Origin of the sequence: Chitinophaga pollutisoli (assembly GCF_038396755.1) — a bacterium.
GTDB classification, from domain to species: Bacteria; Bacteroidota; Bacteroidia; order Chitinophagales; family Chitinophagaceae; genus Chitinophaga; species Chitinophaga pollutisoli.
On sequence record NZ_CP149822.1, the window covers coordinates 3,936,814 to 3,949,149 of the forward strand.

General features: G+C 56.1%; 8 protein-coding genes. 5 read left to right on the forward strand and 3 right to left on the reverse strand.

The features are described from left to right. Positions 1-42 precede the first annotated feature (42 nt). The 4 genes from WJU16_RS16530 (at position 43) to WJU16_RS16545 (ending at position 7,423) form a co-directional block, all read left to right on the forward strand. Positions 43-828, forward strand: a complete 786-nt coding sequence (locus WJU16_RS16530) for a FecR domain-containing protein (protein ID WP_341834586.1) — start codon at positions 43-45, stop codon at positions 826-828. Positions 829-900: 72 nt separating this feature from the next. Then, positions 901-4,341 (forward strand): SusC/RagA family TonB-linked outer membrane protein, encoded by a 3,441-nt coding sequence (locus tag WJU16_RS16535; protein ID WP_341834587.1) that lies wholly within the window; start codon positions 901-903, stop codon positions 4,339-4,341. A gap of 10 nt (positions 4,342-4,351) precedes the next feature. Continuing rightward, entirely contained in the window at positions 4,352-6,049 is a 1,698-nt protein-coding gene (locus WJU16_RS16540) for a SusD/RagB family nutrient-binding outer membrane lipoprotein (protein WP_341834588.1), read from the forward strand. Between the two features lie 24 nt (positions 6,050-6,073). Further along, positions 6,074-7,423, forward strand: a complete 1,350-nt coding sequence (locus tag WJU16_RS16545; protein WP_341834589.1) for a PhoPQ-activated protein PqaA family protein — start codon at positions 6,074-6,076, stop codon at positions 7,421-7,423. A 67-nt stretch (positions 7,424-7,490) separates the two neighbouring features. On the opposite strand, the gene WJU16_RS16550 is transcribed toward WJU16_RS16545, so the two are convergent. From WJU16_RS16550 to WJU16_RS16560, 3 genes are all read right to left on the reverse strand, one after another. Beyond that, complete coding sequence (locus tag WJU16_RS16550) at positions 7,491-8,207, reverse strand: phytanoyl-CoA dioxygenase family protein (RefSeq protein ID WP_341834590.1); 717 nt, start codon at positions 8,205-8,207, stop codon at positions 7,491-7,493. Positions 8,208-8,316: 109 nt separating this feature from the next. Further along, positions 8,317-8,778, reverse strand: coding sequence for a VOC family protein (locus tag WJU16_RS16555; RefSeq protein ID WP_341834591.1), 462 nt, complete (start codon positions 8,776-8,778; stop codon positions 8,317-8,319). A 77-nt stretch (positions 8,779-8,855) separates the two neighbouring features. After that, positions 8,856-9,671: a helix-turn-helix domain-containing protein gene (locus WJU16_RS16560; RefSeq protein ID WP_341834592.1), complete on the reverse strand. Its 816-nt coding sequence runs from the start codon at positions 9,669-9,671 to the stop codon at positions 8,856-8,858. 138 nt (positions 9,672-9,809) lie between these two features. Here WJU16_RS16560 and WJU16_RS16565 point away from each other — a divergent pair, with 138 nt between their 5' ends. Further along, positions 9,810-12,122 carry an alpha-L-rhamnosidase C-terminal domain-containing protein gene (locus tag WJU16_RS16565; protein ID WP_341834593.1) on the forward strand — a complete coding sequence of 771 codons (2,313 nt, stop codon included), beginning with the start codon at positions 9,810-9,812 and terminating at the stop codon, positions 12,120-12,122. Positions 12,123-12,336: the final 214 nt, after the last annotated feature.

Consider the following 12,336-nt stretch of genomic DNA (forward strand, 5'->3'; position numbering starts at 1 on the left):
GCAAATCGAAGCACATATTCTCGACCGGCCGAAACGCACCGGTTGGCGCATCCCCGCGGTAGCAGCCATGCTGGCGGTTGCTGCGGCCATTTGGTTCATGACGCGCCCGGCAACACCCTCGCCCCCGTGGCGCAGGCGCCACGGGAAATGCCCCTGGAAGTCCTCCATAACACTACCGGCAAACCCCTCGAACACCGCCTCCCCGACGGGTCAGACGTACTCCTCCAACCAGGCGCCTCCCTCCAATACCCGATTCCCTTCAACACCAACACCAGAAATATCACCCTCTCCGGTAAAGCCCGCTTCGATGTCGCCAAAAATCCCGCGCCATTCACCGTCTCCGCCGGAAAAACAAACACCACCGCCCTCGGGACCGTCTTCGAAATCACGTCCCTCCCCGGCACCCCCACCACCGTACTCCTCATCAGCGGGAAAGTGAAAGTCCAGACCGGCAACAGCAAAGACGTCATCCTCCGCCCCGGCGAACAACTCCGCTACGACGCTTCCCTGCACACCGTGGAAGTCACCCGCCCGGAGACTCCCGCCCGTAAAACCCCCGCCGTCGCACAAATCCCGCCACCCAAAGAAACTATTCCTACATCCGCTATAATACATTTCGATAACACCCCGCTGACAACACTCTTCCGGCAAATCGAAGCCCGCGAAAATCTGCAGGTCATCTGCGACCCCGCAACCCTACGCGACCGTTACTTCACCGGATCATACAACAGCGGCAAAGAATCCCTGGACAATTTCCTGCAGACGATCGCCGTGCTGAATAACCTGCAGATACGCCTATCGGGCGACAGCTTGCTCGTCTCCCCCTGATTTTACCGGTTCCCGCCCCCTTTTGCGATACACCACGCATGGGTGCTACCTATACTTTAAAACATCACCGATATGAGATTACGAATGCGCGTTGTTTCGGGAAAGGCCTGCCTATTACTCCTCCTGTGCGGGTATGGCCACGCATCCGCACAAAACAACACCTCCCCCTCCGTGACAGGCATCGTCCGGAACGAGGCCATGCAACCTGTAGAAGGCGTTGCCGTAGAACTGTTCAGTGAATCCTCCCGCGCTGTCACACAAGCCGTCTCCAATGAAAAAGGCGTGTTCGTGATGACGAAAGTCCCCGCCGGAGGACCGTACTTCTTCGTCTTCTCCCACGTCGCCTACATCCGCGATACCCTCCGGAATTACAACGTGCAGGAAGGCGCCAGGGCCACGCTTTCCTTTACACTCCGGGAAAAAAGCCGCGAACTGGGCGCCGTAACCGTTACCGCCCTCGGCATCCGAAGGGCCACCCGGTCGCTGGGGTATTCCGTCGAAGAACTTAACGGCCGGGAATTCAACCGCGTAACACAGGAAAACTTCCTCAACGCCATGTCCGGCAAAATGGCCGGCGTCAACATCAGCAGCACCGGGGGGACCGGCTCCTCCGTGAATATGGTCATCCGCGGCGCCACCTCCCTCAGCAGCGACAATCAGCCGCTATTCGTCATCGACGGCGTACCCCTTGCCAATACGCTCAACAATATCAGCGAAATCGGCAGTAACAATAAAGTGGACTACGGCAACGCGATCTCCGATATCAATATGGATAACATCGAAAGCGTGACCGTCCTCAAAGGCCCCAGCGCCGCGGCCCTTTACGGTTCCCGGGCGGGCAACGGCGTGGTGCTCATCACCACCAAAACCGGCCGCAGGGTCGACCGGCTGACCGTCAACGCCACGCAAAACGTAGTGTTCGACATCCCATATAAATACCTCCAGTGGCAAACGAAATTCGGGTCGGGCCAGTTTTCCGCCATTCCCGTTTCGCGCAGCGGCAACATGCTCACCAATCCCTTCGGCTCCCTGGTGGTCGAAAACCTCGACGCCACCTACGGCGCCCAACTGGATATGGGATATGAAGAAGTGCAATGGAACAGCCCAACGGGGGCCGATGGCAAGAAGATCCCCATGCCGCTGGTTTCCCACAAAAACAACGCGAAGGATTTCGTGAATACCGGCATCACTTCCGCTTCCAATATTTCCATCGCCAATAACAACGACCTGATCGCCTACCGCATGTCGTACGCGAACATGACCAACAAAGGCATCATCCCGAATACGGATCTCTTCCGCAATTCCCTCAACCTTAACGCCACGATGCGCCTCCACTCCAAATTCACGGTAAGCGCCAACGTGGATTACAGCCGCAGTCATTCCAATAACCGCCCCGCCGGCGACCGCGGCACCAACCCGCTGCAATGGCTGTACAGCCTGAGCCCACATATCAATATCAACGACCTGCGCGACTACTGGATGCCGGGGCAGGAAGGCATCCAACAGCGAACGCAGGCCAATGGCGTCTTCAATAATCCCTGGTTCCTGGCGTATGAAGTGAATAACGGCTTCGTACGCGATCGTGTTTTCGGGAATGTGCATGCTGACTGGCAGATCACGCCGCGCCTCAGCCTGATGGTCCGCTATGCGCTGGACAACTACAAGGAGGAACGCGAAACCAAAATCGCCAACAGCTACCTCGATTCCCGGAACGGCGCATACGGGATCATCGGTATCAGCCATATGGAACGCAATGCGGATGCGTTGCTAACCTATAAACAACGCGCCGGTAAATTCGATTTCTCCGTATCCGCCGGCGGCAACCTGCGCTACCAAACAGGCAAAACCGTCAGCAATACCAATAAAGCCGGTACGGGTCTCATCGTTCCCGGTGTTTTCACTTTACAGAACATACTCCCCGAAAATCTCGACGCCTGGACGTCTCGTTATGAGAAAGGCGTACACAGTGTGTACGGAACCGCCAACATCGGCTTCCGCGATATGGTTTATCTCGATATTACCGGCCGCACCGACTGGTCGAGTACGCTGCCCAATGCGGAGCCGTACTTCTATCCCAGTACCTCGCTGAGTGTGCTGGCCGATAAAGTGGCAGGTATCAACCACCCGAACATCAATATGATCAAGCTGCGGGGCGGTATTGCCAAAGTGGGCAACGACGCATCGCCCTACCAGCTGCAGGCGGTGCTCGCCAATGCGGGCGCGTGGGGCAACATCCCGAGGCTCACGACTTCCGGCACGCTCCTTAACCCTTTCCTCAAACCGGAAATCGCAACTTCATATGAAGGCGGTGCGGACGTGGTGCTTTTTAAAGACAGGTTGCGCTTCAATTTTACTTACTACGTCGTTGAAAATAAAAACCAGATCTTCTCCACCAAGATTCCCCCGTCCTCCGGTTTCTCCAGCAAGAACATCAACGCCGGACTCCTCCGCAGCCGCGGCGTGGAAATCACCCTGGGCGGCACGCCGGTGCTGAAAAAGGATTTCCGGTGGGATGTGAATGTCAACCTTACGCGCAACAGGACCCGCATCGTGAGCCTCACGGAAGACATGCCTTATTACGTGCTCTGGGAAGAAGGGCGTGGCGGGGCATGGACGTATGTGGGAGAGGATATCGGGGATATTTATGATGCGGAACTGGTAACGGTGAAGGACGAGAAATCTCCGTATTACGGATATCCTATCCTCGACGCCGTCGGCAAATGGCAGGCGATCGATGCGCAAAATTCCCGGAACAAGATCGGCAACTTCAACCCGGATTTCATTCTTGGCGGTCAAACCACGATCAGCTACAAACGATTTAGCCTGGCGATGACCTTCGACTGGCGGAATGGCGGTGACTTCGTTTCGCAGACTTACCGTTATGGTGAAGAACATGGCAATTCACAGCGTTTCCTCGACAAGCTGATCAATCCCGGCAATATGAAAGGGGAGGACCTGGCCAATTACCTGAAAGCGAACCAGGACCAGCTGATACGCGTCAACGGGAATTATTTCCCGCTGGTGGGCGGGCCAACGCCGGAATACAACGGTTATCCCTTTACCTACGGTCCTTACACGCTGCCCTACGGCGGTGTGTTCATTCCCGGTGTGCGGCCTACAGGATTCGATCCGCAGGGCAATCCCACGGGATATGCGGAGAACCTGGGCGGACCCGGGACACTCACGCTACCGTATGCGGGCAGTACCACCTGGTCGTTCACCCGTGCGTTCCTGTTTCCGGCATCTTACCTTAAACTGCGGGAAGTGGCGCTCTCTTACGACATCCCTTCGAACATTGTGAAGCGCATCGGGGCGAGGAGCGCGGGCTTTTCCATTTACAGCCGCAACATTATTTTATGGACCGCCGCCAAAATCGGGGTGGATCCCGAGCAGGCATACCAGCCCGCGGCGGGCGTTCAAGGCTCGGGCATACAGTTCAAACAGGGCATTGAACGGTATAACGTGACGCCCTGGTCTATTCCGCTGGGTTTCAAACTTAACCTGACATTCTAAATCATCCGACATGAAAAGCAGACTGATTCTCTCCATATGTTGTCTTTTGCTGTTGATGGGGCCCTCGTGCAAGAAGCACCTCATGTCGCTCAACGAGAACCCTAACGGCGCCAACCCTGACGATACCAATCCCGGCTTCGTGTTATCTACCGTGCTGACGGAAACCGGCAAAAACTACGTCAACCTCGGGTTCCAGGATCTCGCGGGCGTGATGCAGCATACGCAGAAAGACGGCTGGGTGGGCACGCATAACGAATACGACTGGGGCGGCAGCAACAGCTGGACGCCCTATTACGATATCCTCCGTAACAACCAGCTGGTGCACGACAAGGCCAAAGCCGCGGGGTTTGAACTGCATGAAGGCGTTTCCCTCGTAATGAAAGCCATGCTGTTCGGCCTGTTGACGGATTTGTACGGAGACGTACCTTACAGCCAGGCGCTCCGTGGCGACCAGGAAGGCGCCGGCAACGCGGCTCCCGCCTGCGATCCGCAACAAGCGGTGTATACCGGCATCCTGGCGGACCTCGAACGTGCGAACCAGCTTCTTTCCAAACCGAAAAATCAATACACGGCCCCCATCGACGCCGTGGACGTCTATTACCAGGGCGACCCCGCCAAATGGCGTAAAATGGCCAACTCCCTGGCGCTCCGCTACTACATGCGCCTTGCCGAGAAGCTGCCCGCCGTGGCCCGCCCCGGCATCGAAAAGATCGTGGCCGACCCGGCGCAGTATCCCCTCATCCTCAGCGCCGCCGACGATGCCACCATGGCTTTCGTGGGCACCAGCGACGCGGACTCCTGGCCTTCCAACGCCACTTACGACCGCGAAGCGGGCAGCCGCTACCGTCGCATTAAAATGTGCAGTACATTCGTAAATAAACTGCAATCGCTTGGTGATCCCCGGCTCGGCGTATGGGCCCGGAAAGTGGAGTGCTTCCTGCTGGTTGATGATACCAAACCCTCAGGCACAGGCAACGTCTACCAGCCCCGCGATACCATCGTAAACGGCGAGCCCCGGAAAGTGCGTTACCTCTCGCCCGATGTGCTGTCCTCCCGGGGCCTCACGGTGGCAGACATCAACCAGGACCAGGACTATGTGGGCCTGCCGCCCGCGCTCGCAGGGCCTGCCGTGTACAACATGAGCAACGACGCGGCGCAGGCTTCCACGAACGCGCATGTGTCGTGGTTGAATGATATTTATAAGGAAGCGAAAGGCCCGCTGTTGAAGGCCCGCTTTATTTCCGCGGCTGAAGTTCATTTCATTCTGTCCGAAGCCGCGCTGAAAGGCTGGGCGGCCGGTGATGCGGAAACGCACTACCGTAAAGGGATTGAGTCCTCCTTCGTAGCCTGGGGCATTGGCGCGCAATTGGGTGCGTATATGGCCGGCCCTGCCGGAACCTTCCAGGGCACGCAGCGGCAGATTGTAGAACAGAAATGGATCGCGGCGTGGACGAATGCCACAGAGGCCTGGGCCGATTACAAAAGAACAGGCTTCCCGGTGCTGAGTGCCGGGCCGAATGCGAAAGGGCCCGTAGTGCCTGTACGCTTCTATTATATGCTCGACGAAAGAAACCTGAACAATACCAATATCATGGCCGCCGCCGCCAAACTGGAAGTAACGACGTATTCCGCATTCGGCGCCAACGGCCCGCAGAACAGCCCCTGGTCGAAGCCCTGGGTGATCAGCGGAACGGGCAAACCATGGTAAACGAACCGAAAAAAATGAAGCATTATGAGATACAGCATGTTGAAACCTTTCATCCTTTTTGTGGCGATCCTGCTTTCCGCAGCCGCCTCCCGCGCGCAGGTAACGCCTGAAACGGCACTCCGCGCCTATCTCGGCAACGGCGATAAATCCTATCAATGGAGTGTGAAAGATTCCTTTGTAGTAGGCGATATCACTGCGTATTCCCTTGCCCTCGTTTCCCAGCAATGGCGCGAGCACACCTGGAAACACCAGCTCATGGTATTTGTGCCGAAAAACATTAAGCACAACGGCGCATTGCTGTTCATCACCGGCGGCTCGCTGAAAGATGGAGAGCCCCGCTGGACGGGCGCCAACGATGGATTATATCGCGCCATTGGCACCATCGCCCACGACCGGCAAGCCATCACGGCCGTTCTCCGCCAGACGCCGAACCAGCCGCTGTACAACGATCTTACCGAAGACGCGCTGATTTCCTTCACCCTCCACAACTTCAAACAATCGAAAGATTATTCCTGGCCGCTGCTCTTCCCGATGGTGAAAAGCGCCGTCCGCGCGATGGACGCCGTACAGGAACTTTCGCAACAAAAAGCCGCCAAACCGGTTAGTCAGTTCGTGGTGGCTGGGGCTTCCAAACGCGGCTGGACCACCTGGCTCACCGGCGCCAACGATCCCCGCGTGAAAGCCATCGCACCCATGGTAATTGACATCCTCAATATGCCCAAAAGCCTCGATTACCAGATCGAAACCTGGAAAGAATACAGCATCCAGATCGAAGATTATGTAAAGCTGGGCATCCCGCAGCAAACAGGCACCCCGGAAGGCAAAGCCATCACCACTATGGTGGATCCCTACAGCTATCGCAAATCGCTCGATATGCCGAAAATGCTTTTTATGGGCACCAACGACGAATACTGGGTAGTGGATAACGTCAAAAATTATATCAACGACATTCCCGGAAAATACCTGCTCAATTACGTTCCCAACGCCGGCCACAATATGGGCGACGGCAAACAGGTGATGAACGGGCTGAGCGCTTTCTTCGGCATCACTTTCAACGGGCAGCATTATCCCGAATGCAGCTATACCATTAAAAAGAAAGGGAAAAACGTAAATGTTGACATCAAAGCGACGTCAGATAAGCTGGAAGATGTGGTGATCTGGTCGGCGGATTCGCCGGATCTGGATTTCCGGAACGATAAGTGGTCGTCGCGCAGCCTGGGTATTTCCGGCAAATCGAATGTATCGGTTTCGCAACCGTTGCCGTCGGCCGGGTATTCCGCTTTTTATGTGGATTTGAAATACAGCCAGGAAAACGGGCAGCCTTACACGGTAAGCACCCGCGTGTTCCTCACCGATACTGAAAAAGTGAGATAACGCCGAGACAAACACATGGACGAAGCATCAGGCCCCGCGTTTGCGGGGCTTTCGTTTTAGGTGGGAATCATGTCAGCAACTCCGACCAAAGCATCCCTTCGGGCAGTGCCTGGTTGCTGAACTCGATATGAATGACGCGCCTGCGGCGACCGTTGGTGGTTCGTCCGGATGCGTGAAGGAGCAACGGCCGCATGAGCATGACGCCGCCTTTAGGTACCAGGCAGGCCGTTTCTGTTTCGTGTTGCCAATCGATCGTTTCTGATCGGTAAATACCTCTTTGGTGAGATCCTGGAACTACCCTCAGGGCGCCATTCTCGCCATTTGTGTCATCAAGATGAATGCGTAAAGTGATATTTTTTTCTAAAATGGATAGCGGAGGTTGTACGGCGAATTGACCTGGTTTGGTAGTCCAGGGACCGAAGCCTTCCGCTGCTGTTTTACGGTTAACCGAAATGGTGAGATCCTGGTGATAGGACACGAACCAATTGGATTCCGGTGGTTTGTCGAAATAGATGGATTTGACAGGAACGTAATCCTTCCCGGCAAAGGTTTCCACTATCTGCATTAGTTCCTTTGTGAGTACAAGCGGCTGAATGCAGGGGATTTCGTGCAGGAAGCGCCTGACGGCAAAAAGGTCCGCGGATTTCCGGAAGGTGGAAGAAGATGTGTCGGCCGAGGCAATGGCTTTGGTGATAGCTTGTATCTGACCGTCAGAAAATACTTGCGGAACAACGGCAAAACCGTTTTCGGCGAATTGTTCGTTGGAGGGATAACCGGGATGCATGTGTTAAAAATACAGCTTTGCCATCAATCCGCCCATAACGACCGGGTGGTACCGATAAATAGGGGTAGTAAAAGAGCAGCCGGTCCCAGGGGAACCGGCTGCTCTTTACTTACTGCGCTGGCGGCGCGTATGTCACGATATCGATCCCGATGCCGTTGGGGTCCTGGATGGCGAAGTGGCGATCACCCCAGGGCTCGTCGCGTAATTCGATTTTGATGGGAACACCCTTCGCCTGTATCGCTTTGTACACTTTATCGACGTCTTCCACTTCGATGGTCAGGTACATGCCCTGTCCTCCGAACGGTTGTTGGAACAGCGGCTGCTGCGAAGGGTGTTTCGGCAGCAGGAAGCTGATCTCCGAAGCCTCCCCGGGCGTGTGCATCAGCAGGTAGAATTCATTCTCGAACGTTACGCCGAAGCCCAGGGTTTCGGTGTAGAATTTTTTTGTTTCGGCGAGTTTGGCGGTGATGATGCCGGCATTCATTTTCATGGTCGAAGGTTTTGCGGTTTGTTGAGCGAATAACGGAAAGGAGAAGAGCAGGAAAGCCGCGAGGGCGATATGTTTTTTCATGATGTATGTCCGTTTATGATGACAATACAAAGGTCGGCAGCCGGGCTCCCGGAACATAGTACAAAACGGACATAATGCTACCTGCCCCAGGCCTGGCCGGGCGTTTGGCCATAGAACCGCCTGAATTCGCGGATGAAATGCGACTGGTCGTAATAACCGGCGTCGAAGAATAATTTGCTTTCCCGCAGGCTGCGGGAGGAGGGTTTTGCCTGTAATATCCGCTGGAAGCGGACGATACTGCTGAAGGCTTTGGGCGTGTCGCCGATGTATTGCCCGAACAACCGCCGGAGCTGGCGCGGGCTGATCCCCGTTTGCACTTCCTTTTCTACCTGGATGGTGCCGCTGTGGCGAAGGATGAGGTCGAGGGCGTCGTAAAACCGCCCGTCGGGACTAATCGTTTTCGCGGCGATGAGCGACAGGAAAATCTCATCCAGCAACAGGCACATCGCTTCCGGATGTTGAATGCCGGCGCAGCGGTGGACCAGGGTATCGGCTAATTGCGGATCGATGTGCCGGAGGTTTTCCGTGCGGCCGGTTAAAGTTTCGGCGGAAAGATGATACAGCTGCGGGAAGATGCCCGGCAGGAACCGGATGCCCGCATATTGGAAGTCACCCGTCAGCGGAAACTCCGTATACGCATCGGCGATGCCCATTACCCAGGTTTCGGCGGGGTTGCCGGGTTCGAAGAAAATATCCATGCATCCGTCGGCCACCACGCGATACGGAAAGGGTTCCGTGGCGGGTGCGTTCGTTTTCAACTGCCAGTAACAATAAATATAAGGTTGCAACGCGGGGCAGGGGAGCAGCTCCACATAGGAAACCGCTTCGCCAGTGGCGGGAACGGCGGGCTGGATGGGCTTGTACAGGTCCCGGATATGGGAGAAGGCTTGCATGTACCGGTGTCGTCAGGTTCCCGGAAAGGTACGCAATTTCCCGGAAGCCGCCGCTATGGCGATGCCCGCACCATACCGGACAGTTCAGGACGGTTCCTTCAATTTCTTTTACCATCTTGGAACCCTGAATTCCGCGTTATGAAAACTATCGTCATGATATTTGCGCTGCTGCTGACTGTTACGGCCCTCCGCGCACAGGAGCTTCCGCCCGCGCAGTGGATCACCACCACCCGCAGCCAGAGCGCCACCAACACCTGGATCGCCTATCGCAAAACCGTTCAACTCAGCGCCGCGCCCGCCAAAGCCCTCGCTTCCATCGCGGCCGACAGCAAATACTGGCTCTGGATCAATGGCAAGCTCGTTGTGTTCGAAGGCGCGCTCAAACGCGGCCCCAATCCGCAGGACACTTATGTAGATGAAGTGGACCTCGCGCCATATCTCCGGCAAGGCGAAAACACCATCGCTATTCTGTTGTGCTATTTCGGGAAAGACGGCTTCTCGCATAAAAGCAGCGGCCGTGCCGCGCTGTATTTCGACTGTATGGCTGGCAACACGCCCATCCGCAGCAACCGCGACTGGAAAACAGCGCTCATGAATGCTTACCAGGCCGCAGGTGCGCCTTATCCCAACTGGCGCCTGTCGGAGCCGAACTTGTTGTTTGACGCCCGCAGCGAGCGGAAAGGCTGGGAGCAACCCGGTGCAGACGTGAGATGGATGGAAGGCGCCAAGGAACTGGGGCTCGCAGGCGTCTATCCCTGGAACCGCCTCATTACGCGGCCCATCCCGCAATGGAAAGATTACGGAATGAAGGCGTACCGCAACGCCGCGGCCATCCCTGCCGTTTCCTCCGGCGATACCATCGTTTGCGAACTGCCTTACAATGCACAAGTGACGCCTTATTTCGAAATCGAAGCCGAAGCAGGCGGGCATGTGCAGATCTTTACGGATAACTACTACCCCTTCAATGGCGCCGAATCCAATATCCGAGGCGAGTACATCACCCGCGCCGGCGTACAAGCCTACGAACACCTGCTATGGATGAACGGGCATAAAGTATTTTATGTGTTTCCCAAGGGTGTGAAGATCAAATCCCTCCGGTACCGCGAAACCGGCTACAATACAGCGTTCTCAGGTGCATTCGAATGTTCGGACCCTTTCTTCAACCGTCTCCGCGAAAAAGCGCTGCGCACCCTCTACGTGACGATGCGCGATAATTTTATGGATTGTCCGGAGCGGGAAAGGGCGCAATGGACCGGCGATGCCGTAAATGAAGCAGGGGAAGTGTTCTATGCCATGTCGCCTTCCGCGCACCAGCTGATCCGCAAATGGCTGCATGAAGTCGTGAGCTGGCAGCAACCCGACGGGAAAATCTACGCGCCCGTTCCGGCCGGCAACTGGTTCGACGAACTTCCCTGCCAGGTGCTTTCCACCCTCGGTTATTATGGCATCTGGACGTACTACCTCAATACCGGCGACAAAGCCACCATCGCCGATCTCTACGACGGCGCGAAAAAATACCTCATGCTCTGGGAGCCCGATGGCACCGGGCTGATGAAGTTCCGCGGCGGCGACTGGACCTGGGGCGACTGGGGCGATAACCGCGACCTGCTGCCCATGTACAATCTCTGGTACTATATCGCGCTCGACGGCATGGAGCGGATGGCCCGCGAGCTGAACAAGCCGGCCGACGCGGCGCGGTTCGGAGCCGACCGGGCGAGATTCCATACTGCCTTCAACGCCCGATTCTGGAACGGCGCCGCCTACCGCGATCCTGCGTACAAAGGCAAAACCGACGACCGCACGCAGGCACTGGCGGTAGTGTCGGGGATTGCCGGACGGGAAAAATATACCGCTATCATGAAGATTTTCGCGGAAGAACAACATGCGAGCCCCTACATGGAGAAATATGTGTTCGAAGCCATGTTCAGGATGGGCTACCCGGACGAGGCGCTGGCCCGCCACAAGGCGCGTTTTTCAGACATGGTGGGCGACGATCGCTTTACGACGCTGTTTGAAGGATGGGGGATCGGGGAGAAGGGATTTGGCGGCGGAACGGTGAACCACGCCTGGAGCGGCGGCGGGTTAACGGTGTTGAGCCAATACCTCTGCGGCATTGAGCCCTTAAGCCCTGGTTACGATACTATCCGGATCATGCCCCGCCCCGGCAAGATGGAACAGGCTTCTGCGGTGGTGCCTTCAGTGAAGGGGATGATCCGTTCTGCATTCACGAACCGTAATGGGCGGTTCCTGCTGGATGCGGAAACACCGGCGGCCTCTGCCACAGTGATCGCGATCCCGGCGGCGGGAGTGAAGAAGATCAAGATGAATAACAAAATCGCCTGGGCCAACGGCGCTTACGCCAAATCCGGCGTGAAGGCGTTCGGTACGGAGGACGGTTATGTCCGTTTCCTGGTAGGACCAGGGAAATACCGGTTCGAGGCGGAGAAATAGCTTTTTTTAAACCCGTAATGAGCAAGTAGGCGCCTCCGCATGGGGGCGCTTTTTTTGTAGCTTTCAGCTAAAATATATGGAAACGTTGACTTTGCCGCCCAGGCCTGCTTCAACGATTTCGCATAATGTAGAAAGCCGTACTACTTTCACATCATTTTCAATTTTGGATATGTAAGATTTGTTTTTTCCCCACCCTGGAAGCCAACTCTTCCTG

Bases quoted from the DNA above. Each gene is read 5' to 3' on its own strand.
- WJU16_RS16535 (WP_341834587.1), top strand. From the start codon at position 901: ATGAGATTACGAATGCGCGTTGTTTCGGGAAAGGCCTGCCTATTACTC.
- WJU16_RS16540 (WP_341834588.1), top strand. From the start codon at position 4,352: ATGAAAAGCAGACTGATTCTCTCCATATGTTGTCTTTTGCTGTTGATG.
- WJU16_RS16545 (WP_341834589.1), top strand. From the start codon at position 6,074: ATGAGATACAGCATGTTGAAACCTTTCATCCTTTTTGTGGCGATCCTG.
- WJU16_RS16550 (WP_341834590.1), bottom strand. From the start codon at position 8,207: ATGCATCCCGGTTATCCCTCCAACGAACAATTCGCCGAAAACGGTTTT.
- WJU16_RS16555 (WP_341834591.1), bottom strand. From the start codon at position 8,778: ATGAAAAAACATATCGCCCTCGCGGCTTTCCTGCTCTTCTCCTTTCCG.
- WJU16_RS16560 (WP_341834592.1), bottom strand. From the start codon at position 9,671: ATGCAAGCCTTCTCCCATATCCGGGACCTGTACAAGCCCATCCAGCCC.
- WJU16_RS16565 (WP_341834593.1), top strand. From the start codon at position 9,810: ATGAAAACTATCGTCATGATATTTGCGCTGCTGCTGACTGTTACGGCC.